Origin of the sequence: Trinickia symbiotica (assembly GCF_003028655.1) — a bacterium.
GTDB classification, from domain to species: Bacteria; Pseudomonadota; Gammaproteobacteria; order Burkholderiales; family Burkholderiaceae; genus Trinickia; species Trinickia symbiotica_A.
Genome location: NZ_PYUC01000002.1, coordinates 266,041 through 293,004, shown reverse-complemented (window position 1 = coordinate 293,004; position 26,964 = coordinate 266,041). Strand labels below are relative to the sequence as shown.

Here is a 26,964-nt window from a genome sequence, read left to right as displayed (position 1 = left end):
TCCGATTTACAGGAGCCCGAATGACGGCTTGGGGTCGGGTGGCGCCCATTGCTCCGGACGCAGACTGGATCTCCCTTCAATCGAAAGGAGATTGTCATGAACACAGCCAAGATCGGTTCGTCGCGGGTGCGGTGGAATAAAGGAAGATTGACCGGCCAGAAGCCACCGCTGAAGCTTAAGGAAATCTGGGCGATTCGCGTGCGCCTGCAGCTTTCTTCCCAAGTGCGGGACTTAGCCATGTTCAATCTCGCGATCGACAGCAAGCTGCGGGTGTGCGACGTCTGTCACGGGGAGCACATCGCCAGCCGCGCGACGATCATGCAGCAGAAGACGCAACGGCCGGTACAGTTCGAGATCACCGAACAGACCCGCGACAGCGTGGCAGCTTGGATAAGGCATGCGAGGCTGCATGCATCCGACTTCTTATTCCCGAGCAGAATTCACGACTCACCGCACTTGTCGACGCGACAATACGCCCGGCTGGTTCATCGGTGGGTCGCGTCAATCGGGCTGGACGACACTGCTTACGGTACGCACACGATGCGCCGGACCAAGGCGCCGTTGACCTACCGCCGCACGAAGAACCTTCGGGCGGTCCAGCTGTTGCTCGGCCACACGAAGCTTGAAAGTACAGTCCGCTACCTCGGCATCGAGGTGGATGACGCACTTGAAATGGCGGAACAAACGGAAGTGTAGGGGCAGGTCGGTTAGCGAGGGGGCGCTGACCGGCCAAGAGCGGTCGGTCGACGTGACGAGCTGAATCGGTGACAATTGGCGCCAGGGTTGTCGGCGATATGCAGATATCGCTCCCTGACCTTCAACCACACAACTCAGGTAAAAGCTGCGTTGGTCATCGAAGCGGCCCATCGCATCGTACCGTTGCAAGTCAAATATAATGAAATCGTAAGGGACCCGCGTGCATCCCAAACCTTGGTTACTGATTGCCTGGATTCCGTTCGTCGTAGCTTGGATGTTTTTCGCAAGCTCTACTTTCAATCGACTGGCGGCAAAGCATCCACAAACCTACCAGATATATGGGCGGCCTCAGTTAGGTCGATTTGGTCCTACCGGTCAAGGTATGGCGTTCCTGTTAGGAAGACAGCATCGAGCGCTCGGGGATCGGACTTTATCCTTCTTCTCTGATGGTTCATTGGTCGTGCTAGCGTTGTGCTGTGTTTTCTGCGTCTGGTCGATGATTTACGGTGGAATGTGAAGCTAGCTACCTCGGCGTCGAGGTCGACGACGCGCTGGAGATGGCGGCGCAGACCGACATGTGAACGACGCGGCCGGGCGACGATTGCAATCGATGATTTTGCGGCCGCGCGCTGTACATGCGCACCTCTGTCGAAAGCGTGTTTTCTTGGCGAGCAGGATCAACCGCGTTTCGAGTCCATCGCGAACACGAGACGGTGTTCGAGACCGCGTTGCCGGTCAACCGGATTGGCTGACAACCCCAACCATCCGATGACTGCTGTGGAGATATGGGGTTGCCGGTTTCGGTTGCGCGATGCCGGTTTCGATGAGTCACAAGTTGCCGATCCGAAGCCATCCGACGGCGGGGTGTTCGCCGGGAACGGCTTCTTGCAGGACGGTATGTATCAGTCTCAGGCCTCTGGCCGAATTGGCAAACCAAACGACTGCATCCTGCGTCGCCCGATTGGCCAAAACAAGCGCCCGGAATCCCGCGTTGTTTCCCCAGTGAAAGAAGCAACCTTGGAGCGGTTCGAGTCCCCAGCCCAATCCCCAGGCAACGTTTGGATCAGGCGGGTTTTGACCGATGAGATCTTCCGCGTCGTCGCCTTGCCGCGTATTGACGCGAGGTGCAAACCATTGATCGTAGCTCGCTGCCGTCAAGCCTCGGCGAGCCAGTACATGCTGAACAAAGCCGATGTAATCGGATGCCGTCGTCAGGAGCGACCACGAGGCCTGCGCTGTCTGCACGCGACGCTTAGGCACCGGCTCACCTTCCCACTCGTGCCCCTGCGCATGGTTGACCCTGAAGCGCTCTTGCCACTCCAGGCTCGAATGACGCATGCCCAACGGCTCGAACACGCGCTCTCGCGCCAGCATCTCCAGCGGGCGCGCGCTTACGGTCTCCAACGCGCGTTGAAGCCATGCAAACGCACTGCTGCCATAGCTGAATCGCTCGCCGGGCATGAAATACGTGCGAAGCGGAGCGCTGTCGCGGACAATATTTGGAAGACCGGTGGTGTGTGTCAGTACATGAAAGGCAGTTATCCGGCGAGAGTTCGAGTCGCCGGGTATGTAATCGCCGCAGATTTCGAATAGGGGTTTTTGCAGATCAAGAAGCCCTTCTTCGACAAGCTGGAGGGCGATATAGGCAATGAGCGGTTTGGTGAGAGACGCAGCCTCGAAGACGGTCGCCGCATCGACACTAGCGCGGTCGTGCGCACCGCGAACCCCAAAGTAATATTCGACACTTCTCGTCCCTGCGCGAAGAGCGGCAAGAGATACGCCAGAAATCTTGCCGCCGGCAGTTGTTTCAGCGAGGAATCGTTCGAGATCGGTCATCTGTTCACATATCGGCAGCATTCTGGAGGAATTGTACCGACTGCAACGCCCACAACGTGTACGGCGGAACTTGTCTTAGCACGCCAACGGCCGTTGCTGGCAGCCGTTTGAGCGACCGCTTTCAGTGATGACGAGCGTCCGCTTCGGGGTCGACTGCTGCCGGCCGCGCGAGGCAGTAGCCGGCCACAATCGGCCATTCGACATCGGCATCAAGATCGTTGACAATGCGCTGTACGAACGACCCGCGACGAAGGCACATAATTCACGACCTCGTGCTTCGGCCTGTATTGGTCAGGCTTCGGTGAGCCGAACCGTACGTGCAGGCCTATCGTCGGCCTTTCCGACATTCTCAACGGATTAACCGAGAGTGGCGGGCTGTTGGACCGCTTTGTCGAACTTCAATCGCTCTCCGAGATGCAAATTGTCTCGGCGCGCATGCAGGAGGAGATTTCACAAGCTCTTGCATTTATTTGTACACGGTGCACGCTGTTAGGAATCGCAGACTGCACTGTCGATACGTGGGGAATCCGCCGTGCGCATGTACCTTTCGTCATTCGATGTTGGCGCCAGGCCTGATCAACTTGTGCGGCTGGTCGGCCGTGAAATGCGAGCAGCAATCATCGTCAATGCGCTTGACCATCGTGAAACGGCGAGAACGCAGTGGCTGGACAATCAAGTAACAAAGCTTCGAGCGTTGGGGTTCACGGTGCGAGAACTCGATCTTCGACAGTTCTTCGGGGCCCCTGATCGCCTGGACGAGGCACTACAGCAGTTCGACGTCGTATGGGTGAACGGCGGTAACGCATTCGTACTTCGCAGGGCAATGAAGCAAAGCGGATTCGATGTCGTCATTGCGGATTTGCTGGAACGTGACAGGATCGTCTACTCAGGATTTAGTGCGGCAGCGGTCATTGCTTCGAGCACGCTCCGCGCTCTTGATCGCGTTAGCGATCCTGTTGAAATTCCACCGGGATACGATCCAGCAGTGGTATGGGAGGGGCTTCGACTTTTGCCATTTTCCCTCGTCGTACACTTCGAATCAGATCATCCTGAGTCGGCTATAGTGGGTGAGGAAGTCGAATTCTACGAGCGTCACCAAATGCCATATCGAACGTTAAGGGACGGCGAAGCTTTTGTGGTGGATGGCATGCGGAGCGAGGTTGTTGGCTAGTAGCGTTTGAGCCATCGTGAAGGGCTGTTATCGGCGCCATCGAGTGCCCCCTTCGGGTCGACAGAGGAAGTTCCGGGCCGTGCTGGTAAGATCGACCGTCGTTCAATAATGGGCTTCGGCGTTCGGCCATAAGCCGCTGGGAGGCGGCCCGCGCCTCGAGCCCGGGGAGTTCCAACTTAAACGAACAAGGTTCAACGTTGAGTGAATTTCGAGATCAGTGTTGATCGATTTTCATCGAAGTCGATTGCCCTGCTGGGCGCTGGTTTTTGCGGGCCGCGGTGATGCCGACGCTGTTGCTATTGCTGTTGTTTTTTAACTCGGCGCTCGTGCCGAAATCGGCAGGGAAGTCATCCACCTTCACGAACGCGGCGCCATCGCGTGCATACGTGTCCAGCGTCGCGCGCTCGATCGTGTCGATGTATCCGTCGCGCTCTGCCGCAGCCGCCCATGCCGGCAGGTCAGCGAGGCTCTGCGGCATCGCTGAAAGCCGGCCCTCGCGCAACGCCCGGCGCAACTTGAGTTCGATTCCCGCTACTTGAGGCGCGAGCCGCAATAATCGTTCGCCGCAATTGAGCGGATCGCGTTCGTCCGCCGACACATACGAGCCCGCGAGAAGTCGCTCGCGCGTTGGCGTTGGCGCTTGCAGCAATCGGGCGATATCGGCCGTGAGCGCATCGCTCGGCGCAGGGCGGCGCAAATCGAACGGAAACGTGAGCATACGCAGCAGGCCCGCGACGAAGCGATTCGGGTAGTTCGCAAAAAGACCCTCGAAGGCCTCGTGCGCGCGGCGAAGCGCATCTTCGACTCCCCATCGCACGAGCGGCAGGTCTGCCTCGGGTCGCCCCTCATCCTCGAATCGCTTGAGCGTGGCCGAGATCAGGACCCATTGCGAGAGCACATCGCCGAGCCGGGCCGAGAGGCGCTCGCGGCGCTTCAGAGAGCCGCCGAGCAGCAGCAGCGAAACATCGGCGACCAGGGCAAAAGCGATCGCGAGCCGCGTGGCCGAGCGGTAATAACCCGAGAGCGCTGGGCTTGCCGCTTTCGGCGCCGCGATCAAAAGGCCGACCGTTAGCGAATGAAGAATGCTGCATAGTGCGTTCGATGCAATGAAGCGCGCGTGACGGAAAAAGGCATCGTCGAAGGCGATCAATCCCGCTTGGGCGTCCGGGGCCCGGGCGGCAGCAAATTCCTCGAGCAGATACGGATGGCAGCGTAGCGCACCTTGGCCGAAGATGATGAGCGAGCGAGTGACGATGTTCGCGCCCTCCACGGTGATCGATATCGGCATCTGCTGATAGACGCGGCCGAGAAAATTCGACGGCCCGAGGCAGATGCCTTTGCCGCCGAGGATGTCCATGCCGTCATCGACGATCATGCGCGCGCGCTCAGTCACGTGGTACTTTGCGATCGCCGAGAGCACGGCCGGCTTTTCGCCAAGGTCGACGGCTTGCGCGCAAAACCGCCGCACCGCGTCGATCACATAGAGATGCCCGCCCATGCGGCCAAGCAGTTCCTGGACTCCTTCGGATGAGCCGATCGGTACCTTGAATTGTCGACGCGCCGCCGTGTAGGCGCTGACGCCTCGCACGGCCGACTTCACCAAGCCGACATTGGAAGAGGGCAGCGAGATCGAACGGCCGGCCGCGAGGCATTCCATCAGCATGCGCCAGCCATTGCCGATCTGGGTTCGTCCGCCGATCACCCAGTCGAGCCGGATGACGTCCTTGCCTGAAGTCGGCCCGTTTTGAAACACGGTGTTGAGTGGCCAGTGACGGCGGCCGATCGATACGCCCGGATGCATGGTGGGAATGAGCGCACACGTCATGCCGAGTTCGACTTCCTGGCCGAGCAGGCGATCAGGGTCGCGCGCGCGAAATGCGAGACCAAGCACTGTCGCGGTCGGGGCGAGCGTGATGTAGCGCTTTTCCCACGTCAGGCGAAAGCCGAGCGTCTCTTGGCCCTCGAAGTTCTCCCGGCAGACGATGCCGACATCGGGAATCGCCGCCGCATCCGAGCCCGCATAGGGGCTCGTCAACGCGAAACAGGGGATATCCTCGCCTCGTGCGAGCCGCGGCAAATAGTGGGACTTTTGCGATTCCGTGCCGTAATGAAGCAGCAGCTCGGCAGGACCTAGCGAGTTTGGCACCAACACCGATACCGCGGCCGTCGGCGATCTCGACGCGAGCTTCATGACCACCTGCGAATGGGCGTACGCGCTGAACGCCATGCCACTGTGCTGCTTGCCGATGATCATGCCTAGGAAGCCGTTTTCTTTGATGTACCGCCATGCGGCTTCCGGCAGATCCTGCACAACGGTGGTGACTTCCCAATCGTTCACGAGTTCGGCAAGTCGTTCGCACTCCTCATCGATGAAACGACGCTCGTCGCCGGTGAGCTTCGGCGCGCCGTGGGCGAGCAGTGCATCCCAGCGTGGGCGCCCCGTGAAGATTTCGCCGTCCCACCAGACGCTGCCGGCCTCGATGGCATCGCGCTCCGTCGGTGACATGTCGGGTAACGTCTTACGCAGCGCGGCGAGGATCGGCCCGGACAGTACGCGACGGCGCACCGGCTTCGCAAGCAACAGGCATGCGATCAGCCCCGCAACGACAAGCGCGATGACGAGCCATCCCATGTCCGTTCCTCATCGCCATGCGCTTCATCGGTGCATGGCATGGCTTGCGGCATGGCCGAATGCCGGATCCTATGCGGCTCGACGCAGCTCTGTGCGGCTCGATACGGCAATACGCTCGTGCGGCTCGGCCTGCCGCAGCCAAAGCCGTCTCAGTGCGTTTGACGTGCCTGCGTTGGCGCTTGCGTGACGACGGGCCGCGTCGCCGCTGCGGGCTGGGACGGCGCAGCGCTCTCCATGCCGGCATCGGTGCGTGGTTGCCGGTCCAGTGCTCCGCAAGCGCTGATGCCGGCGGCCGCATCGCTGCCCTCGGCGGCCTCGCCGAGCACGGCCGCGAAAGCGTTCAGTTGCGCCGGGTCCTGCAATGGCGCTTTGAGCGCGGCAACCATTAGCGAAGCGAGACGCGCGATCAACTGGAGATCGTTCATCGACCGCCCTTGCGAAAACTCGGCGAGGAGGTTGTCCGTATCGGCGCCGGCGAGCACGCCTGAAAGGGCGCCGATCGCGAAATGCAGCCGCCAGCCGAGCTCTTCGCGCGGCAGATGCGGCAACGCTCGCTGAAACGCTTCGAAGAATCGCTCCGCAACCGAGGCGTAATGGCGATTGAGAAAATCGTGAATGAAGGCGGACGGGTCCGTATAGGCTCGACCGAGCAACTTGAGGAATGCGCGTCCGCCCGCGTGCGGATCGCGAGAGAGGCGCAAGGCCGGGATGAACATCGCACCGAGCACGTGCTCACACGTGAGCCGCGGGCCGAGCTGAGCGTCGAAGCGATCAAGCAGCGCTAGCCGCTCTTCGTTGAGCCGATCCAGGCGCCGGGCGAGCATCGCATGAATGAGCGCCTCTTTGCTGCCGAAGTGATAGTTGACGGCGGCGAGGTTCACGTCGGCACGCGACGTGATCTGCCGCAGCGACATCGCCTCGAAACCGAGGTCGACGAAGATGTCTTCGGCCGCGTCGAGGATGCGTGTTTTGGTATCGCCGGTGGTCCGGCTCGTTGTACGAACTGCCATGTGCGCCTCCCATGCCGGTGGCCCGGCCGCGAACAAGCGATCGATTCAAGTTGTTGATTGAAACTCTTTTTATTCCGGCAACGATAAGAACAGGCTGTTGCCGCGGCAAGCTTTGTTTGTCGATAGACTCCTCTAGTGGCGTACGTTTGTGCTTTTTCAAATCTTAGGCGCTGGCGCCCCTTTTGTGCGGAAGTTTCGGTGTGACGAGTGCGCGGCGCTTGAATTGAGGCAGAGCGAGCTACTGCCCGCGGTGCCAAGGCGCCGGATTGCGACGCCTTGGCAGGGCGATGGATGCTTCGCCGATTATCGGACCGGTTCGCCGATTTGCGCGGCGGAACTGGTCATATCCACACCGCGCCGTTCGCGCCCGAACAGAATCAGGATGGCAATGACGATGGCCGCTACGCCGGCCACGACGGCGAGCGCAAAGGCGTAGTTGTTGCCGTTGCTCACCGCGACGCCTGCTTGCAGCGTGGCGTTGACCGACGCGATCAGATTGCCAAGCTGATAGACGAACCCGGGGAACGTCGCTCGAACTTCATCGGGCGAGATTTCGTTCAGATACGCGGGGATGACGCCCCATGCGCCTTGCACTGAAATCTGCATGAGGAAGGCACCGATGGCGAGCGCGATGGCGCCGCTCGAGAACGCCCACAGCGGCAGCACAGGGAGGGCGATGAGGGCGGCGATGCAGATTGCCTTGCGGCGGCCGATTTTCTCGGAGACGGCGCCGAAGAAGAGACCGCCGATGATGGCGCCGATGTTGAGCACGATGGCGATTGCCGATACGGTGTGCGGATCGAACTTGTGCTGCTCGCGCAGGAAGGTCGGATAAAGGTCTTGCGTGCCGTGCGAGAAGAAGTTGAAGGCCGTCATGAGGATGATCGAATAGACGGCGAGCACCCAGTTCCGCTTCAGCGTATCGACGAGAGGCGGGCGACCGGTTTTCTCCATCGCCTGCCAGGCTGGCGATTCGGGCACGTTGCTCCGGATGTAGAGCACGAGCAGTGCGGGGACCACGCCGACGAAGAACATGCCGCGCCAGCCGACGTACTGGTACAGCAGGCCGAATACGATCGAGGCGATCAGGTAGCCGCTCGGGTAGCCCGCTTGCAGCAAGCCTGACACGATGCCGCGCGAGTGCGCGGGGATCGTCTCCATCGTCAGCGCCGAGCCGACGCCCCATTCGCCGCCCATCGCGACGCCGAAGAGCGCGCGCAGGACGATGAGCGTCGCGAGGTTGGGGGAGAAGCCCGAGACCAGCTCGAGCAACGAATAGATCGCGATGTTGACCATCAGCGTGGGCCGACGGCCGAAGCGGTCGGCGAGGCGGCCGAAAATCAGCGCACCGAGCGGACGCATGGCGAGCGTGAGCGTGATGGCGAGTGCGACTTCGGGTATCTTCGTATTGAATTCGGCTGCGATATCTTTCAGGACGAAAACCATCAGAAAGAAATCGAATGCGTCGAGCGTCCAGCCCAGGTAGGCGGCGATCGTCACATTCCTCTGTTCGCGTGTCCAAGCCATTGTTTCTTCTCCTGTGTCTCCAGAATCTTCCGCAAGGCCGGTGAAGCGCCGCGCGGGCACCCCCGTTGGGTTGGCTAGGCGAGTTTACAGGGTCTTTAAGCAGGTGCAGGGTTAAGTGCGCTTTTGAAGGGGTAATCCCTTAGCGCCTGCGCATAGCGCCATGCGTCACTGAGTATCTTAGTAGTCGAAACGAAAGAATGGTGAAAGTTGTTTTTTAATGAGCGGGGGCAAACTATCAGCAGAGATCTCCGCGGAGATACGCTGCGACGGCCCCTGTTAGCGCGATGCCCTCCAACTCCTCTGGCGACGCCAGATGCGCGGCGATGATCTCGCGGTTATCAAGGCGCAACTCGGGTATGCAATCGAGGTGGAGTTCGAAGAAATGCACTCGGTCGATTCGTCCGTCCCAATTGCCGCAGACGCTGCCCGCGGGGAGTAATGGATACGACGAGAGACCAATTTCCTCTTCCATTTCGCGCTGCGCCGCTGCATCAGGCGTCTCACCGGTCCGAATGCTACCGCCGGGAAGACTCCACTCGGCTCGGTACGATGACTTCACAAGCAACAGCGCTCGCCCGACGTAGATCGCTACCAGCGCGCCTTCATGGCGAGGCCGCCGAAGGCGCCACCAGGCGCGAGCGAGCGGAAACCCGAAGCGAAGCGCCATGCGCCAGGCTGAGTCGATAAGCATAGCCGCTGGCGCGCGATCAAGGCCCGTCACGTGATCTCCTCGTTCCTTCCATGATGCAACGACTCAGCGCTCGTTCAGGCGCTGAGGCGCAGGGCAAGCAGCTGGCGTTGTATGCGCGGAAGCTGCATCCGTCAATGCAATCGACGTCACCGTGATAGAGTCGAGCATCATTCTTTCTCGCGTAGCCTTATGTCGCCACGCATCGAGCTTCGGCCCGTCGATTCGGCAGGCCATCGACAGGGCATGGAAAGCGCCGGTGAGGCGCACAGCGTGAACACGCAGATTCCGGCGATTGTTCCAGCGCAAACCGCTCTAGTGGTCATGCACTATCAGACTGACATCCTGCGCTTATTCCCATCGGTCGCACCCACCTTGCTCGCCAATACGCGAAAGCTCTGCGACGCTGCGCGGGCCAAGCGTGTCAACGTCTATTTCGCGAAGATCCATTTTAGTCCGGGCTATCCGGAGGTCAGTCCATTGAACCGGAATGGGCAGGGAATCAAGCAACTGGGTCTTTTCGTCGACGACCAGATCGTGCCGGAGCTCAACCAGCAGTCCACTGAACCGCTCATCATCGCGCATCGTGCCAGCGTGTTCTTTGGTACGGACTTGCAGGCACGGCTCTTGGCGCAGGGTATCGATACACTAATCATGGTCGGCATCGCGTCGACCGGTGTCGTGCTGTCGTCGGTGGCGTATGCGAGCGATGCGGACTTTCGCTTGTTCACGGTCAAGGATTGCTGCTACGACCCTGACCACGTTGTGCACGATCATCTGTTTTCAACAGCATTCGCTTCGCGCACAACAGTTCTCTCGCTTGCGGATGCCTTGTTGTTGCTTGCCTAGTCGACCCTATCCCGCAATTCGAAGGGGTAGTCATTCGAATTTGTGAGCAGGGCGGAATTTTCGAAGAACACCCGTCGTTTACGCTTCTCCGGTGCTAGCTCGCGGATCAATTCCTCAGCAGTCAGGCGAAGGAGGGCGTCATGTGTCAGGTGTCTTGGGGTCTCAAAACGGCGGCCGCACTTGTCCTCGCGGCCGGTTTCACGATCGGGCATGCGGCTGACGATGATGTTTATGTCGTCACACCGCTCGTATCCAACTTGGCAGGCGCTGCCCCGAAGGTCGACGGCGTACTACAGAACGCATGGGGTATCGCGTTCAGTCCTGCAGGAAGCCCATTCTGGGTCAACGACAATGCGACAGGCTGCGCCACGCTGTATGACGGCGAGGGCACGAAAGTGGCGCTACAGGTCTCCATCCCGCTGCCAGGCAACGTCATACCGGCCAGCGCCTGTCATCCCTTCTTCCCGAACAACCCACCGCAAACCGCGCCCGCGGCGCCGACCGGGATGGTATGGAATCCCTCGCCGGCGTTTCTCGTGCCAGGCACCACGATCCCTGCCGTATTCATCTTCGCGACCGAGGACGGCACGATTTCCGCTTGGGCCGGCGGCTTGAATCCGGCGACCAACGCCGTGATCGCGATCGATAATTCTGCCGTTCCCTCCGCCGCCAACGGGGCGGTCTACAAGGGTCTCGTTTTCGGTGTGAACGCAAAAGGCGCATTCCTGTTTGCGACGAACTTCCGCTCAGGGCATATCGATGTGTTCGGGCCGAGCGGCGGGACGAACGGCTTTTTCACGCCAGCAACGACGGACGGTGGGTTCGTCGACTCACACATCCCTGCGGGATATGCGCCGTTTGGCATCGCCAATATCAATGGGGATCTTTTCGTCACCTACGCAAAACAGAACGAAGATAAGCACGACGACGTCGCTGGCAAAGGTAACGGCTTCGTCGATGTCTTTGATACGGACGGTCACCTGCTGCGCCGCTTCGCCAGCCGAGGGACGCTTAACTCACCGTGGGGAGTCACGCGCGCGTCGTTTGCATTCGGCCGCTTCAGCGGGAAAATCCTGATCGGCAACTTCGGCGACGGCCGAATCAACGTCTTCAATAATGACGGCACGCTCGTCGATCAGCTGGAGGATGCAAACGGCAATCCGATATCGATCGACGGCTTGTGGACGCTCACACTCGGTGGCGGTCGCAACTCGAGCTCGGACGCGTTGTATTTCTCGGCGGGTCCCAACAAGGAAGTCAATGGGCTGTTCGGCATGATAAGTCCAGTGAACGCCTCCAAGGCACACGCGTCGGCTGAGCCGAGGCAATAGCGGGAAGTGCGGCTCGCGACGCAGCGCTATCATGGACGCTCGAACCAGGAGGGCGACCATGTGCTATTCGGCGCAGATCAAGGCGGACTACCGGAAATTCCTCAGGACTTTCGGTGCACGCATCGATCTGCGAGAGTTCGTCCAGCTCTATTGGGAGCGAGAGCAGGGAAGGGCGATCTCTATACCGAAAGCGATCGATGCGATGTTCGATGAGCCGCAGACGAATGAAGAGCAGCGCATCAAAGAGATGATCGCGCGTTTCAACAAGGCGCAGGCGGCGAAGCTGGAGCAGGAGATCTTCAAGCAGCGCGCTCGCCTCGCCGATGCCGAACGCAGCCTGCAGGCCAAGGCGACAAAGGCCGCAACCGAAAGCAAGCGAATTGCGACGAACAAGATCGAGGCTGCGCTCCAACGGCTCGACGATCTGCGCCGACCTGAGCTAGACGGAGAACGGGACGCGCGAATTTTTCCGGGCCACTACGCACCCGTCCTCGTCATGGAAGGCGGCGAGCGCGTCGTGAAGCCCATGCGATACCAATGTCGTCTCGCTGGAAAGCCCGCTCTCTACGACACGAAATATCCCGGGACGTATATCGCTCGGCGGGACAACCTCGAAGGGTTCTGGAAGACGCTGTTCGGGTACTCGCATGGTCTCTTGGTCGCGACCGCCTTTTACGAGCATGTCAGCAAGGCACGGCTCGAGCGGCGCGAACTGAAGGCGGGCGAGCGAGACGAGAATGTGATTCTCGAATTCAAACCGAGCTCAGCTCAAGACATGCTGCTCGCTTGCCTCTGGTCGCGCTGGGAGGGAAAGGACGAACCGAGTCTGCTGTCGTTTGCCGCGATTACTGACGAGCCTCCGCCCGAAATTGCAGCTGTCGGCCACACGCGCTGCATCATCCCGATTAAGCCGCAAAACGTCGATGCTTGGCTTCGCCCCGACGCCGCCGATCTCGCGCAGCTCTATACCGTTCTCGATGATCGTGAACGGCCGTTCTACGAGCACTTGCTGGCGGCGTGAGGGGCGGCGTCCACCACGATTACCCAAAGAACTCGTTGAGCAGACGGTTCACTTCCGATGCAGCCTCCATCTGCACCATGTGTCCCTTGCCCTCGATCACGTGCACGCTTCCCGGCAGCCCCTGCGCCTGCTTGGCGGGAATGATCTGGTCCCGCGCCCCCCAGATCACCAGCGTCCGGGGCGCGAGCGTCTCGAGCCGGTCGCGATAGACACGCTGCTGGACGCCGCCTTCGAACGAGGACGCGGCGATCTTCTGCAACGCCTCCTTCACGCCTTCGAGCCGCTTATATTTGACGATATCTTCGATCAGCTGCCGAGTGACGAGCGACTCGTCGGCGAAGAGCTTCAACAGATGCGGCTTCAGTGCGTTGCGCGTGCTGCCGGCAACGAAACCTTCGATGTACTCGCGATTAATCTCTTCGCCGAGACCGGCCGCCGCGATCAGCGCGAGTGATACGACGCGCTCGGGCGCTTTCGCCGCGACCGTCATCGACACTGCGCCGCCCATCGAATGCCCCACGAGATGCGCACGCTCGATGCCGCGGTCGTCGAGAAACGCGATGACGCTGTCGGCCAGTTCGTCGACGCTTCCGGTCTCGACCGCCTTGCCCGACTCCCCATGCCCCGGCAGATCGAGCGCCCAGACAGCGCGGTGCGCGGCGAGTTCCGCATGATTGAAGAGCCAGTTGTTCAGATCGCCGCCGAAGCCGTGGATCAGCGCGACCGGCGTGCCGCCGTCGCCCATCTTCAGATACCGCACGGTGCGCCCGGCGATCTGTGCCTTTTCCGGCTGTGGCCCGGCATCGGCGGTGTCGGCCGCGGCCGCCACGAAGTCGCGCTGGAACGCTTCAACCGCCGCGTCGATCTCGGCATCGGACGTTGCTTCGTCGGCCACCACGCCGAGCAGTGCGCCGATCGGCAACGTGTCGCCTTCCTGCGCGATCTGCCTGCGCAGCGTGCCGTCGAAAGTGCATTCGACGCCCGACGCGATCTTGTCTGTCTCGACGTCGAGCACCTCGTCGCCTTTCGCAACCTTGTCGCCGATCGCCTTGAGCCAGCCGTTGACCTGCCCCTGCTCCATCGAAAGGCCCCACTTGGGCATCGTGATCATGTGAATCGGCATCGATCAGCTCCTCACTTTCCGCACGGCCGCGGCGATGTTGTCCGCCGAGGGGATGTACAGGTCCTCGAGCACACCGGAAAATGGCGCGGGCGTATGCGGCGCGGTCACGAGTTCGATAGGCGCCTTCAGCGAATGGAATGCGCGCTGCGCGACAAGCGCGGCGATGTCGGTCGCGATCGAGCAACGGGGATTCGCCTCATCGACAATGACGACGCGCCCGGTGCGCTCGGCGCTTTCGAGTATCGTGTCTTCGTCGAGCGGTGACGTCGTGCGCAAGTCGAGTACATCGACATGGACGCCTTCCTTCCCGAGTTTTTCGGCGGCCTCCGTCGCGTAGTGGACCATGCGGCCATAGGTCACGATGGTTGCGTCGTCGCCTTCGCGGACCACGTTCGCCTCGCCGAACGGTATCGTGTACGACTCCTCCGGCACGTCGCCCTCGCGGCCATAGAGCAGCTTGTGCTCGCAGAAGATGACCGGATCGTCGTCGCGAATCGCCTGGATCAATAGTCCTTTAGCGTCGTACGGGGTGGATGGACAGACGACTTTCAGGCCAGGTATATGGGTGAAGAGCGACGTCAGCATCTGCGAGTGCTGCGCCGCTGCGCGCAAGCCCGCGCCCTGCATCGTGCGAATCACCACCGGCGTCACCGCCTTGCCGCCGAACATATAGCGGAACTTCGCGGCCTGATTGAAGATCTGGTCGAAGCATACGCCCATGAAGTCGATGAACATCAACTCGGCAACCGGGCGCATCCCGCACGCGGCTGCACCGACCGCCGCGCCGATGAAGCCGCCTTCGGACAGTGGCGTGTCGAGCACGCGTCCCGGGTACTTATGAAAGAGCCCCTTCGTGACGCCGAGCACGCCGCCCCACGCATCCTCTTCGCCGGGCGATCCCGCGCCGCCCGCGTTGTCCTCGCCCATCACGATGACGCTTTCGTCGCGCGCCATTTCCTGGCTCAGCGCTTCATTGATCGCCTGGGAAAACGTAATTTTCCGTGCCATGTCTGTCTCCTGAAGTTCGAAATGGTTCGACGTGCGCGTTACGGATACGACACGTAGACATCGGTCAGCAAATCGTCGGCAGTCGGCAACGGCGCCGCCTTCGCATCCGTCACTGCGTTGTCGATCAGCTGCTTCACCTCGGCATCGATGCCGCGCAGCTCGTCCGAGTCGAGCATTTCTGCACGCACCACGCGCTCTTCGAAGCGCTTCAGGCAGTCCTTTTCGTCGCGCAGCTTCTGCACTTCACCGGGCGCGCGATAGGTTTGTGCATCGCCTTCGAAGTGGCCGAAATAGCGGGAGAACTTCACTTCGACGAGCGTCGGGCCGCCGCCATTGCGCGCCCGCTCGATTGCGGCACCGAGCGCTTCGTGCACGGCGAAGAAATCGAAGCCGTCGACGATCACGCCGGGCATGCCGAAGCCGTTGGCGCGGTCGGCGATGTTGTCGGACGCGACCGACCATGTCGACGAGGTCGCCTCCGCATAGCCGTTGTTCTCGGCGACGAAGATCGCCGGCAGGCGCCATACGGAAGCGAGGTTCATCGATTCGAAGACCACGCCCTGGTTCGACGCGCCATCGCCGAAGAAGCACACACCCACGCCGCCAGTCTTCTTGAGCTTCGCGGCAAGCGCGGCGCCGCATATGAGCGGAGCACCGGCGCCGACGATCCCGTTTGCGCCGAGCATCCCTTTCGATAGATCGGCGATGTGCATCGAGCCACCCTTGCCGTGGCAGACGCCGGTCCTGCGGCCGTAGATTTCGGCCATCATTGCCCGCACGTCGACGCCCTTCGCGATGCAGTGACCATGACCGCGGTGCGTCGTCGCGACATAGTCCACATCGCTCAGATGCATCATCGTGCCGACCGCCGACGCCTCCTCGCCGGCATACAGATGCACGAAACCCGGGATCTCGCCGGTTGCGAACTCGACATGCAGACGCTCCTCGAACTCGCGGATCGTGCGCATCATCCGATACGCCTCCAGCAGTTTTTCCTTGCTCAACTGATTCGAAACGGACATGGTTTGTCTCCTTGGAACGATCTCGATGTTGACTGCCACTTCAGTAAGCAGTGATTTGGTTTTCGCTTCGTCCAGCGTCGATCACCTTCGATGCGCCGCCAATTCGCGCATCAACTGCCGCGATGCCGAGTAACGCAGCGTGCGGCCTCCATCCACGGTGAGCGGGCCCGCCCAGTCGAGCGCGATCTCGTAACGGTCGTCGCGCTCCAATTCAATTTCGCGCTCGCCATCGAACGCGAGGGTCCCGTGTTCCGCATGCAGCGGCGCCCAATGGCCGGCTTCGAAACGCTCGCAGGTGCGCAGCGTGACCTGATCGAGGCGGCCTGGCGCAATCGGCGCGAAGATCGGCATTCCGGATTCGCCCGCGCGTGCGAACGTGAGATGCAGCCCATGCGGTGCCGTCCGCTCGACAGGCGCCCACGCGCCGCCGATCGACGACAGGCCGATGCCGTCCGGCGCCGCAAACGTAAGAAAGAGCGTTTCGATATCGCCCGGCTCGGAAACGGCCCGGGCACCGACGAAGCGCTGCCGGCTCACGCACACGTCGACGAGCGCGATTTCTTCGCGGCCCTTGTGCGGACCCGCGACGCAGCGGACGACGAGGCGCTTGTTGCGCGTCAATGCGATGTCGGGCGGCACAAGACCCGACGCGGCGAGCGCACCCGCAACGCCTGCCACTGTCGCTTCGCGCAGATCGGGAAACGCGTTGTTGGTGCCGGTCGAGAGCGTCAATAGCGGTACTTCGCCGCAATGCGCGGCAACCGCGCGATGCGTGCCGTCGCCGCCCAGCACCGCGATCAGATCGACGCCCATGCGGACCATCTGCGCGACACCAGCATGGGTGTCCGTCACGCTGTCCGTGATCGGCAGATCGAGGAATTCGACGTTGGGCCAGCGCTGCGGCTCGCCCACGGCCGCATGCGTTTCGAGCGCGCGCAGCACCAATGCCGCCACGCCGGTCTTATCGCGCAGCATCAACACGCGGCCCACGCCGAGCATGCCGAGGCCTGCGAGCAGGCGCACGACCATGTTCGCTTTCTCGGCGGTCGGAAAGACCGAGGCATGCGTGGTGAGGCGTCGTATATCGCGGCCCGATGCGGGGTTCGCGATCACGCCGACGGTGATGAGCGATGACACTGGCTTGTCTCCTGTCCGCGAGTTGCAGAAGCGCGGACTTGTAGTAGTGAGGCGCCGTTGCGCGCGTCTGCCACTGCAATGGATGTGCCAAAGTGCTTCGGCGTCGCTCAAATGCCCCGCAAGCCGCGTATTCAAAGGGCTCTGCGGATGTGACGCGCTGGTGGCTGCTGTCGTCATGCCCTTGGCTCGACGTTCGATGTGTCTCACGAGCACGTCCTGCGATCGGGTTCAACGTGAGACGCACAGAGCGGCAATACCCGCATGCCGCGCCACACAACGGTTTGCGCGACGAGACCAACGTCTCGTCGATGCATGAGACGTTCGTCTCATGCGACGCACTTGCTGCATCGCAGTGTGATCGCCCATCGCGGATGTGCTACAAGACGGGAACCCGCCTACTCGGTGTCGCTCGCCCGGAGCCGGCCATGCCTTACGTTTCTCAAACGCAGCACATCGATCGCGTACGCGGGGCAATCGAAGGACGGTTGCCCGCCCCCGCCAACTCGCCGCGCCTCGTGTCGTCGTGGCAGCGTTCGTATGAGCAATACCGGCTCGACCCGGGTTCCGTAATCGGCCCGCGCGTGCTGTCGTCGGCGGAGCTGCGAGAAGTCCAGGACAAGGAGCAGGCCTTTTTGCGCGCGTCCGGGCAGTGCCTGACCCGGCTGCATGAAATGATCCGCGTCGCCGACTATTGCGTGATGCTGTCTGACGCGCACGGCGTCACGATCGACTATCGGATCGATCGCGACCGGCGCAACGATTTCAAGCGAGCGGGGCTCTATCTCGGCTCGTGCTGGTCCGAGCGCGAGGAGGGCACGTGCGGCATCGCGAATGTGCTGACCGATCTCGCGCCCATCACCGTGCACAAGACGGATCACTTCCGTGCCGCGTTCACGACGCTGACGTGCAGCGCGTCGCCGATCTTCGCGCCCACGGGCGAGCTGATCGGCGTGCTCGATGCATCGGCGATTCAATCGCCGGATAACCGAGACAGCCAAGGCCTTGTCTTTCAGCTGGTGCGACAAAGCGCGAGCTTGATCGAGGACGGCTATTTCCTGAATCAGACGGCCCAGCACTGGATTCTCTTCGGCCATCAAAACCGCCATTTCGTCGAAGCGCAACCCGAAGTGCTGATCGCGTTCGACGAATGCGGCAACATCGCCGCCGTGAACCGCAAGGCCCGCGAGAGCATCGCGGGCCTCGATGGCCCCCGTCACGTCGACGAGATATTCGACACATCCGATGTCCGTCTCAACGACATCGCGCGCACCGACATGATCGTTGCGCTGCGGCTTCGGGCGACGGGCGCGATGTTCTACGCACGTATCCGCGCACCGATGAAACGCGCGGCGCGCACAGTCTTGGCAGCCACGCAAGGCGAGGTGCGCGCGAACGGAAGCATCGGCGCGATGAGCCGCTTTTTGCAGAGCCGCGACGAACGGATCGCGCGCAACGCGGAAGTCGCATTGCGGATCGCCGGCAAGCGGCTGCCGATCCTCCTCCTCGGCGAAACCGGCGTCGGCAAGGAGGTGTTCGCGCACGCCGTGCACGATTCGGGGTCGCGGCGCACGCGGCCGTTTGTCGCCGTCAATTGCGGGGCGATTCCCGAATCCCTGATCGAGAGCGAGCTGTTCGGCTATGCGCCCGGCGCGTTCACCGGCGCACGCAGCCGCGGTGCGCGCGGCAAGATCGCGCTCGCGCATGGAGGCACGCTGTTTCTCGACGAAATCGGCGACATGCCGCTCAGCCTGCAAACACGCCTGCTACGTGTGCTCGCCGAAGGTGAAGTGGTGCCGCTCGGCGGCGATACGCCGGTGCATGTCGATATCGAGGTCATCTGCGCGACCCACCGGGATCTCGCGCACATGGTCGAAGCGGGATCGTTCCGCGAAGATCTTTACTATCGCTTGAGCGGCGCGGAGCTGCGGATACCGCCGCTGCGCGAGCGCGCGGATATCGGCGATGTGATCGATGCGGTGTTCGACGAGGAAGCGCAGGCGGCCGGCCACGTGCTCACGCTCGATCCGCGGCTCGCCGGGCTGCTTGCCACATTCGCGTGGCCCGGCAACATTCGTCAATTGCGCAACGTGCTGCGCTATGCATGCGCGGTGTGCGATTCGGCTTGCGTGGCGCTGCAGCACCTGTCGCCAGATTTCGCGGCGCAACTCGTGACCGACTCGGCGAACGAACCGCCTTCGTTGGTCGCCACCGACGACGAGCGCGCGCGCATCATCGCGGCGCTCACCCACCATCATTGGCGGCCGAACGCCGCCGCGCAGGCGCTCGGCATGTCACGCGCGACGCTGTACCGGAGGATCGCGAAGCTGGGCATCATCGGTCCGCACCGCCTCTGAGCGGGTCGTTGCACTGAGCCGACTTGCGCCGACAAGGACGCAACTCGTCCCCACGGGGACTTCCTCCGCGTCCTCTGTCACGCAAACGTCACCATAATTCCGCAAAGATATCGCCCCAAAGTATGGGCGGGTTGGCCGTTGACCGGCGCGCGGGCCTTACACTATCGCTCTGCTTGGCCTAGGCCCGGCATCCGACCGGCACCATCGACGATTTCACAACGAACGGAAAACGAATGAAAAAGCCCGAACAGCCGACTTCCCACCCCGAGGATAAGGACTCCGAGCCCACGCAAACACCGCAGCGCCCCAGCCGGCGCCACTTTCTAGGCGGCGTCGCAGCCGTCGCGATGGGCGGCGGGTTGGCAGGTTGCGCTGTGCCTTCGACGCCTCGCAACGCCGCTGTCACCGGTGTCGCAGCGGGCCCGGAGTTCGACCGCCCACTTCGCAACAAGGTGAAGACAGTCGTCGTGATCTTCGCGGAAAATCGCAGCTTCAATAATCTTTTCGGCGACTACCCGGGCGTTGAGCGCCCGCTCTCCGCGCTGAAGCCGGAAGACTATCTGCAGCGCGATCGCGACGGCACGACGGTGTTGCCCAAGCTGCCGAAAGTTCCGGGCGGCTGGCTGCTGAAGGACCAGGTCGCGGACGGCGTCACCTACAAAGCCGGCGAGCAGTACCAGCTCGACCTGCCGAACGCACCGTTCGCGCTGAAGGGCCCACAGGGCGAAAACCTGCCGCTGTCGCTCGTCACGCACGACCTCTGGCACGTGTTCTACCAGAACCAGATGCAGATCAACGGCGGCAAGAACGACATGTTCGCCGCTTGGGCGGACTCGGGCGGCTTCACAATGGGCCACTATGCGAACGCGAGCTACGACTTGAGGATGTGGGACCTCGCGAGCGAGTACGTTCTCTGCGACAACTTCTTCCAGGGCGCATTCGGCGGCTCGTTCCTGAATCACCAATACCTCGCCGCGGCGACGCCGCCGGTCTACCCAGACCCGGCGCGTAGCATTGCGAAGCATCAGATCGCGGCGACTGTCAGCGGACGGCCGGACGACCCGAACCTGAAGCCGCTCGACGCATCGCCGAAAAGCGCGATGGAGGGCATCCCGAAGTTCGGCCCAAGCGCGCTGACGCCGCCGGAGACGATCGCCGACGGCCGCACCGTCAGCTACGCGGTCAACACGATGATGCCGCCGTATGCGCCTACGCCCTATGCGGTCGGTGCGGACGGCGTAGTCGACCTCACGCGCGACAGCAATGCGATGGTCGTACCGCCGCAGACGCACGAGCACATTGGCGACAAGCTCGACAAGCGCGGAATCGACTGGGCGTGGTACGCGGGTGCGTTCCAGCAGACGCTCGAGATGCACGGCAAGAACCTGACCGACGGCACGCCTTTAATTCCGAACTTCCAGTATCACCATCAGCCGTTCAACTACTTCGCGAATCTCGGGCCCGGCACTGCCGCGCGCGCGAAACATCTGCGCGACGCCGGCCTCGGCGACGATGAGAGCACGAACCGCTTTCTTGCGGACGCGCGTGCGGGCCGGTTACCGCCGGTTACGTTCTACAAGCCCCAGGGCAACCTGAATATGCACGCGGGCTATGCGGACGTGGCTTCGGGCGATCGCCACATCGTGCATGCCGTCAAGGCACTGCGCGCGAGTCCGCAATGGGAGGACATGGTGGTCATCGTGACGGTCGACGAGAACGGCGGATGGTGGGACCACGTCGCGCCGCCGAAGGGTGACCGCTGGGGGCCAGGCACGCGTATCCCGGCGCTCGTGGTGTCGCCATTGGCGAAGAAGGGCTATGTCGATCATACGGTCTACGACACGGGGTCGATCCTGCGCTTCATCACGCGCGTGTTCGATCTCGAGTTGCTCGACGGCCTGCGCACGCGCGACGCGGCGATGCGCGAGCGCGGCCAGGCGCCGATGGGCGACCTGACCAACGCGCTCAATTTGTCCGCTTGACGTAGTGGGCGCGACCATTAGGGAACGCCGGCGGCGCCATGCCACCGGCGCTTGACGGCGATGGCGTAGAACGGCAAAGCAGAACGTCTGCCATCATAGTGGCGTTCTGTTACCGCTCCCGCTTCGTCCTCGAATGCCATGCCGACCCGTCTCGCTCGCCTGCCGCCGCTCGACACACCGCGTCTTCTTATCCGTCAACGCACACTCGAAGACGCGGATGCCTGCATCGAGATGGATCTCGATCCCGAGGTGACGCGGTACATCGCGGGCCCCTGGAACGATCCGATCGCACATCGACGCTTGATCGAAGTGCGCACCACGCGACCGTACCCACCGGGACTCGGCTACTGGACGATTCGCGAAATGAATTCGCCGAGTCGGTTCCTCGGTTGGGTCTTGCTGATTCCCGACCATGGCGTCGGCCCCGAAGTCGAAATCGGATGGAGGCTCGTCCGCCGCGCGTGGGGAAGAGGGATCGCAACGGAGGCGGCGAGGGCGCTGTTGCGGCATGCGTTCGAGACGGTGCATTTGGAGGAGGTCATCGCGGACATTGCTTCGGAGAACATTGCGTCCCGTCGTGTCGCCGAAAAGATCGGCATGAAGCAAGTGACGGACACGAGCGGCGGCGATAGCGACTACGGGCGCTATTGCATTCGCCGCAGTGACGCTCCGGGCTAGTGCCCTGGCCACGCCGATTGTTAGCGCAACGGCAACGGTGAATTCGTTTCAATCGACATAGATTTCCGATAGCAAAGGCCTAAACTCACTTCTAACGTTGTGTCGGCGCATTGAACCCACGTTGCGCTCGAAGAGCGACGGGTGCGGCGTCGGCATCCCGAGCGAAGCCTCGTCAATGCGGGGCGAACTGGTCTACGAATGAATGTGAGGTGGCGGAATGCTAACGATTGTGAAAGGTTTCGAAGGTCTTGCTCTGCTTGCGGCGCTCAGCTTCTACCTAGCGCCTTCGATCGTGGCGGACGCCAACGAGCGCGACGACGCGCTGGCGATTACGCTCGTCAATGTTCTGCTCGGTTGGACCGTCATCGGATGGATCGCCGCGTTCGTATGGGCCCATCGTCCGGTGAATGACCGTCCGATCGCGCAAGTGGTAGCGCGGCGCCGCCAGGCGTGGGCCCGCACGACGATCGCCAAGCTCGTCGCGCATGCGAAGAGCGGCGTGGCGCTGCCCGGCGGACTTTCCCGGAGCCCACTCTCGCACCAACCGGTGCCTGTGACGGTGAACGCGGGTCGCGAGCACGCTCGGCAGAAGTAAAGCCGGCCTTGAAACCCAACCCTGTAGCGCCGCATCACGTTTAGTTGCGGGCGCAACGATCAGAGCGGAAAGCCATCGGCAAACGCCGAGCGCAGATAGGCGACAAAAAGCGCCACGGCCTGCGGAACATGATGGGCATAAGGCCGCACGATATAAAGCTGCTCGGCGAATGCACCCAACGTGCGCCACTCGGGCAGCACGACGACCAACTTTCCCGACTGCACGGCTGACTGTGCGCTGAAGTCGGGCAACAACGCGATGCCGAGATCATCGAGCGCGGCATCGCGCAGCGCCTCGCTGTTGTTCGCCGAAAACGGACCATTGACGGTAACGGCGACGGGCTCCCCCGAACTTTTTCTTGCTGTGCCGCGCTCGAATGACCAAACGGCCGGACCCGATCCCCTCGGATAGAAAAGGCAGTCGTGCTTGGCGAGATCGTGAGGCGTCTCGGGCAGACCGCGCCGCTTGATATACGCGCGGGTTGCGACAAGCACCGACTGCGTCTTGCAAAGCTTCCACGCCACATGGGTTTCCGGTGGATGAGCGCTGTGGCGAATCGCGAGATCGAAGCCTTCCGTCGCAAGCGAAGCGAGCCTGTCCGATACTTCCATCTGGACGCGAATCTGAGGATGCTCGTTGAGAAACGCGGATAGGCGAGGCACGATCTGCTGGCGCGCAAGTGCGACCGGCGCGGTCAACCGGATCAGTCCGCGCGGCAGGCCCGCCATGTCGCGCACGGATTCGAAGCTGCTTGCGATCGTTTCATAGTGCGCGCGCGTCGCCTCGACGAGCCGCTGGCCCGCTTCCGTAAAACGCACGCTGCGCGTGGTGCGCTGCACAAGCGCCACGCCCGCCGCGCGCTCGAGCTCTGCGATACGCTGGCTCATCGCTGCTTTGCTGACACCCAATCGATTGGCCGCGGCCGTATAGCTGCCTTGGTCGGCAAGCACGGTCAGCCAGTGCAAGTGCACCCAGAGCCCCTCCACCTTTTGCGTATCCATATCCCCATTGTTCACGAATGAAAACAATCATTTCAATGTTACCGCCTTTGCGGCAGGGGCTGCGGTTCTTAAACTCGGGGGCATAGATCAACTCAACTGGAGGGGCGCAAATGAAAGCCTTCAACGATACGGCTGACGTCACGCATTTCATCGGCGGAAATCGGGTTCGCGGCGCGGCGACGCGCACGCAGGCGGTCTTCAATCCCGCGACGGGCACGGAGGCCCGCAAGCTGATCCTCGGCGAATCGAGCGACGTCGCCGCGGCGGTCGAGTCGGCCAAGGCCGCGTTCCCGAAGTGGAGCGATACGCCCCCGATCCGCCGTGCCCGCGTGATGCTGCGTTTCCTCGAGCTGATGAACAAGCGTCGCGACGAGCTTGCGGCCATCATCACGGCCGAACATGGGAAGGTATTCTCGGATGCGCAAGGCGAAGTCGAGCGCGGCATCGACGTCATCGAGTTTGCTTGCGGCATTCCGCAGCTGCTGAAGGGCGACTATACCGAGCAGGTTTCGACCGGCATGGACAACTGGACGATGCGCCAGCCGCTCGGCGTCGTGGCCGGCATCACGCCGTTCAACTTTCCCTGCATGGTGCCGTGCTGGATGTTCCCGGTCGCGATCGCGGCGGGCAATACGTTCATCCTGAAGCCTAGCGAGCGTGACCCGTCGGCATCGCTCTTCATGGGCGAGCTGCTGAAAGAGGCCGGCTTGCCTGACGGCGTGTTCAACGTCGTGCAGGGAGACAAGGTCGTCGTCGATGCGCTGCTGACGCATCCGGACGTCAAGGCGGTCAGCTTCGTGGGCTCGACGCCGATCGCGAATTACATCTACGAGACCGGTGCGAAGCATGGCAAGCGTGTGCAGGCGCTCGGCGGTGCGAAGAACCATATGGTCGTCATGCCCGATGCCGATCTGGACAAGGCCGTCGACGCGCTGATCGGTGCGGCCTACGGCTCGGCCGGCGAGCGCTGCATGGCGATCTCCGTGGCCGTGCTCGTCGGCGACGTCGCCGACAAGATCGTGCCGAAGCTGGCCGAGCGCGCTCGCTCGCTCGTCATCAAGAACGGTATGGAGGCGGATGCCGAGATGGGGCCGCTCGTGACACGCCAGGCGCTCGAGCGCGTCGAAGGGTATGTGGCACTGGGTGTCGAAGAGGGAGCGACGCTCGTCGTCGATGGCCGAGGACACAAAGTGCCGAGCCACGAAAATGGCTTCTTCACGGGCGGCACGCTGTTCGACCACGTCACGCCGCAAATGCGCATTTATAAGGAAGAGATCTTCGGGCCCGTGCTCAGTTGCGTTCGCGTGCACGACTTTACCGAGGCCGTCGACCTGATCAACGCGCACGAGTTCGGCAACGGCGTGTCGTGCTTTACGCGCGACGGCAACGTCGCACGCGAGTTCGGTCGCCGGATCGACGTGGGGATGGTCGGCATCAACGTGCCGATTCCCGTGCCGATGGCGTGGCACGGCTTCGGCGGCTTCAAGCGCAGCCTGTTCGGCGATATGCACGCGTACGGCGAGGAAGGCGTGCGTTTCTATACGAAGCAAAAGTCGATCATGCAGCGTTGGCCCGAGAGCGTGGGGAAGGGCGCCGAGTTCGCGATGCCTACCGCTCGCTGAGCGCAATCGATGAGGCATTGGTTTCCCGCGGGGAACCCATGCCGTTCATTGTGTCGCGTCGGGAAACACGATGCGCCGCGGGCTGTCGCGGCGCATCGCGCATTGGGACGCCGCAAGACTTCCGCCTTTTCCTCGCAGTCAACACTGTTTTGCCGGTTGGCGATTGACCCACCTCCCCGCAAAAACGAAGATGTCGCTGGACGATACACGTCTATACTTTTCTGATCGCCCGTGAAGGGTTCATGAGCGCGGCTTATGTCGAAGTCGTGCACGTCCTTGGGCGCACGGGCCACGCTTTTCGGCCAAGATATTGGCGCTCGGCGGTATCGGGTGAATCGGAAGCAAACGTTCGTCAGCGATGCACCGCCTCCTATCTGAGTCCGGACCAAGGGGAAAGGAATGAATAGCGTTAGCGGCAACCAAAGACAAAAAGCGTTGTTGAGCTTGCTCGGCGTCGAGAAGCCGATCATTCAAGCGCCAATGGCCGGCGTCAACACACCGGCGCTGACGGCTGCGGTCTCGAATACGGGCGCGCTGGGTTCATATGGCGTGGGCGCGATGAACGCCGATAACGCGCGCAAGACTATCCGCGAAATCCGAGCGCTCACGAGCAAGCCGTTCAACATCAACGTCTTCTGCCACCAGCCGGCGACGGCGGACGATGCGGTCGAGCGTCAGTGGATCTTATGGCTCGCGCCGCATTTCGCGCGATTCGGCGCCACACCACCCGCGAAGCTGAACGAGATCTACAAGAGCTTTCTCGTGGACGAGGACATGTTCAACGTCTTTCTCGAAGAAAAGCCGCCTATTGTCAGCTTCCATTTCGGATTGCCTTCGCGCAGCGTGATCGACGCGCTCAAAGGGGCCGGCATTCGGCTTTTGGCCTCTGCAACGAATGTCGGCGAAGCTGAGGAAGTCGTGGCCGCGGGCGTCGATGCGATCGTCGCGCAGGGAATCGAGGCCGGCGGACATCGCGGCGCGTTCGACCCACGACAGGACGAAGAGCTCGGCACATTCGCACTGACGCGGCTCTTCGCATCGAAGTTCGATCTGCCGGTCATCGCCGCGGGTGGGATCATGGACGGCGCGGGGATCGCAGCGGTGTTCGCGCTGGGCGCCGCGGCGGCTCAACTCGGTACCGCCTTCGTCGCATGTCCGGAAACCTCGATCGACGATGGTTACCGGCGTGCTTTGCTCGGGGACGACGCACGCCGCACCACATTCACCGAGGCCATTTCAGGTCGTCGAGCGCGAAGCATCGTGAACAAGTTCACCGAGCTCGGCGCCGATGCCGAGGCGCCGCAGGTCCCGGCTTACCCCATCACCTATGACATTGGCAAGGCGCTCCATGCTGCCGCGAAGGCGAAGGGCGAATTCGGATACGGTGCGCAATGGGCAGGGCAAGCCGCCGCGCTAGCACGCGATCTGCCTGCGGCGGAACTAGTCGCGAAACTGGAGGAGGAGTTGCAGGCCACCGTTAGGGGGCTTTGCGACCGATGCGCTATCTGAAAGGCGTAAAACGGTTGCCGCGGCCGGTTGCATGGCGAGCACGCCGCCATCCTTCGATCGCTGCGGTAGGCGGCCGGCACTAGAAGCGATGCGGGGGCGGCTCATTGCTCGCATCGGCGGAAACACACGGTGGTGTAGCATTAGCAGCGATGCTTGCGATGTGTTCCACTTC

At 62.1% G+C, this 26,964-nt stretch carries 21 protein-coding genes; 11 read left to right on the top strand and 10 right to left on the bottom strand.

Annotated features, from left to right (window positions below):
- Window positions 1-96: 96 nt before the first annotated feature.
- Window positions 97-696, top strand: a complete 600-nt coding sequence (locus tag C9I57_RS04790) for a tyrosine-type recombinase/integrase (protein ID WP_107149501.1) — start codon at window positions 97-99, stop codon at window positions 694-696.
- Window positions 697-1,524: 828 nt separating this feature from the next.
- Here the strand turns inward: C9I57_RS04790 and C9I57_RS04785 are convergent.
- On the bottom strand, window positions 1,525-2,532 hold the full coding sequence (locus tag C9I57_RS04785) for a serine hydrolase domain-containing protein (protein ID WP_181321725.1): 1,008 nt from the start codon (window positions 2,530-2,532) through the stop codon (window positions 1,525-1,527).
- Window positions 2,533-3,070: 538 nt separating this feature from the next.
- Here C9I57_RS04785 and C9I57_RS04780 point away from each other — a divergent pair.
- Complete coding sequence (locus tag C9I57_RS04780) at window positions 3,071-3,703, top strand: peptidase E (protein ID WP_258187528.1); 633 nt, start codon at window positions 3,071-3,073, stop codon at window positions 3,701-3,703.
- A gap of 214 nt (window positions 3,704-3,917) precedes the next feature.
- Here the strand turns inward: C9I57_RS04780 and C9I57_RS04775 are convergent, their stop codons facing one another.
- From C9I57_RS04775 to C9I57_RS04760, 4 genes are all read right to left on the bottom strand, one after another.
- Window positions 3,918-6,335 carry an acyl-CoA dehydrogenase gene (locus C9I57_RS04775; RefSeq protein ID WP_107149498.1) on the bottom strand — a complete coding sequence of 806 codons (2,418 nt, stop codon included), beginning with the start codon at window positions 6,333-6,335 and terminating at the stop codon, window positions 3,918-3,920.
- A gap of 149 nt (window positions 6,336-6,484) precedes the next feature.
- Window positions 6,485-7,345: a TetR/AcrR family transcriptional regulator gene (locus C9I57_RS04770; RefSeq protein WP_107149727.1), complete on the bottom strand. Its 861-nt coding sequence runs from the start codon at window positions 7,343-7,345 to the stop codon at window positions 6,485-6,487.
- Between the two features lie 303 nt (window positions 7,346-7,648).
- Window positions 7,649-8,872 carry an MFS transporter gene (locus C9I57_RS04765; RefSeq protein ID WP_107149497.1) on the bottom strand — a complete coding sequence of 408 codons (1,224 nt, stop codon included), beginning with the start codon at window positions 8,870-8,872 and terminating at the stop codon, window positions 7,649-7,651.
- 235 nt (window positions 8,873-9,107) lie between these two features.
- Complete coding sequence (locus C9I57_RS04760; protein WP_440130177.1) at window positions 9,108-9,563, bottom strand: NUDIX domain-containing protein; 456 nt, start codon at window positions 9,561-9,563, stop codon at window positions 9,108-9,110.
- Window positions 9,564-9,806: 243 nt separating this feature from the next.
- Between C9I57_RS04760 and C9I57_RS04755 the strand changes: the two genes are divergently transcribed.
- The 3 genes from C9I57_RS04755 to C9I57_RS04745 all read left to right on the top strand — a co-directional run bounded on the left by C9I57_RS04755 (window position 9,807) and on the right by C9I57_RS04745 (window position 12,761).
- Window positions 9,807-10,409, top strand: coding sequence for an isochorismatase family cysteine hydrolase (locus C9I57_RS04755; RefSeq protein WP_107149726.1), 603 nt, complete (start codon window positions 9,807-9,809; stop codon window positions 10,407-10,409).
- 140 nt (window positions 10,410-10,549) lie between these two features.
- The gene (locus tag C9I57_RS04750; RefSeq protein ID WP_107149495.1) at window positions 10,550-11,740 is read left to right on the top strand and encodes a TIGR03118 family protein; all 1,191 of its coding nucleotides are present in this window, start codon (window positions 10,550-10,552) and stop codon (window positions 11,738-11,740) included.
- 58 nt (window positions 11,741-11,798) lie between these two features.
- Entirely contained in the window at window positions 11,799-12,761 is a 963-nt protein-coding gene (locus tag C9I57_RS04745; protein WP_107149494.1) for an SOS response-associated peptidase family protein, read from the top strand.
- A gap of 19 nt (window positions 12,762-12,780) precedes the next feature.
- Here the strand turns inward: C9I57_RS04745 and C9I57_RS04740 are convergent, their stop codons facing one another.
- The 4 genes from C9I57_RS04740 to C9I57_RS04725 form a co-directional block, all read right to left on the bottom strand.
- Window positions 12,781-13,884 carry an acetoin dehydrogenase dihydrolipoyllysine-residue acetyltransferase subunit gene (locus C9I57_RS04740; RefSeq protein WP_107149493.1) on the bottom strand — a complete coding sequence of 368 codons (1,104 nt, stop codon included), beginning with the start codon at window positions 13,882-13,884 and terminating at the stop codon, window positions 12,781-12,783.
- A gap of 3 nt (window positions 13,885-13,887) precedes the next feature.
- Window positions 13,888-14,892 (bottom strand): alpha-ketoacid dehydrogenase subunit beta, encoded by a 1,005-nt coding sequence (locus C9I57_RS04735; RefSeq protein ID WP_107149492.1) that lies wholly within the window; start codon window positions 14,890-14,892, stop codon window positions 13,888-13,890.
- Window positions 14,893-14,930: 38 nt separating this feature from the next.
- On the bottom strand, window positions 14,931-15,914 hold the full coding sequence (locus tag C9I57_RS04730; RefSeq protein WP_107149491.1) for a thiamine pyrophosphate-dependent dehydrogenase E1 component subunit alpha: 984 nt from the start codon (window positions 15,912-15,914) through the stop codon (window positions 14,931-14,933).
- An 81-nt stretch (window positions 15,915-15,995) separates the two neighbouring features.
- Entirely contained in the window at window positions 15,996-17,051 is a 1,056-nt protein-coding gene (locus tag C9I57_RS04725) for an ATP-NAD kinase family protein (RefSeq protein ID WP_107149490.1), read from the bottom strand.
- A 425-nt stretch (window positions 17,052-17,476) separates the two neighbouring features.
- Here C9I57_RS04725 and C9I57_RS04720 point away from each other — a divergent pair, with 425 nt between their 5' ends.
- The 4 genes from C9I57_RS04720 to C9I57_RS04705 all read left to right on the top strand — a co-directional run bounded on the left by C9I57_RS04720 (window position 17,477) and on the right by C9I57_RS04705 (window position 22,660).
- A complete protein-coding gene (locus C9I57_RS04720; RefSeq protein WP_107149725.1) occupies window positions 17,477-19,405 on the top strand; it encodes a sigma-54-dependent Fis family transcriptional regulator in 1,929 nt (642 codons plus the stop codon).
- A 233-nt stretch (window positions 19,406-19,638) separates the two neighbouring features.
- The gene (acpA, locus tag C9I57_RS04715) at window positions 19,639-21,387 is read left to right on the top strand and encodes an acid phosphatase (RefSeq protein WP_107149489.1); all 1,749 of its coding nucleotides are present in this window, start codon (window positions 19,639-19,641) and stop codon (window positions 21,385-21,387) included.
- A gap of 138 nt (window positions 21,388-21,525) precedes the next feature.
- On the top strand, window positions 21,526-22,065 hold the full coding sequence (locus C9I57_RS04710) for a GNAT family N-acetyltransferase (RefSeq protein WP_107149488.1): 540 nt from the start codon (window positions 21,526-21,528) through the stop codon (window positions 22,063-22,065).
- Window positions 22,066-22,282: 217 nt separating this feature from the next.
- Window positions 22,283-22,660, top strand: coding sequence for a superinfection immunity protein (locus C9I57_RS04705; protein ID WP_107149487.1), 378 nt, complete (start codon window positions 22,283-22,285; stop codon window positions 22,658-22,660).
- Window positions 22,661-22,719: 59 nt separating this feature from the next.
- Here C9I57_RS04705 and C9I57_RS04700 read toward each other — a convergent pair whose 3' ends face one another.
- On the bottom strand, window positions 22,720-23,661 hold the full coding sequence (locus C9I57_RS04700; protein WP_107149486.1) for a LysR family transcriptional regulator: 942 nt from the start codon (window positions 23,659-23,661) through the stop codon (window positions 22,720-22,722).
- 110 nt (window positions 23,662-23,771) lie between these two features.
- Between C9I57_RS04700 and C9I57_RS04695 the strand changes: the two genes are divergently transcribed.
- Together C9I57_RS04695 and C9I57_RS04690 are read left to right on the top strand one after the other, a co-directional pair.
- Window positions 23,772-25,283, top strand: coding sequence for a CoA-acylating methylmalonate-semialdehyde dehydrogenase (locus C9I57_RS04695; RefSeq protein WP_107149485.1), 1,512 nt, complete (start codon window positions 23,772-23,774; stop codon window positions 25,281-25,283).
- A gap of 399 nt (window positions 25,284-25,682) precedes the next feature.
- Entirely contained in the window at window positions 25,683-26,792 is a 1,110-nt protein-coding gene (locus tag C9I57_RS04690) for an NAD(P)H-dependent flavin oxidoreductase (RefSeq protein WP_107149484.1), read from the top strand.
- Window positions 26,793-26,964: the final 172 nt, after the last annotated feature.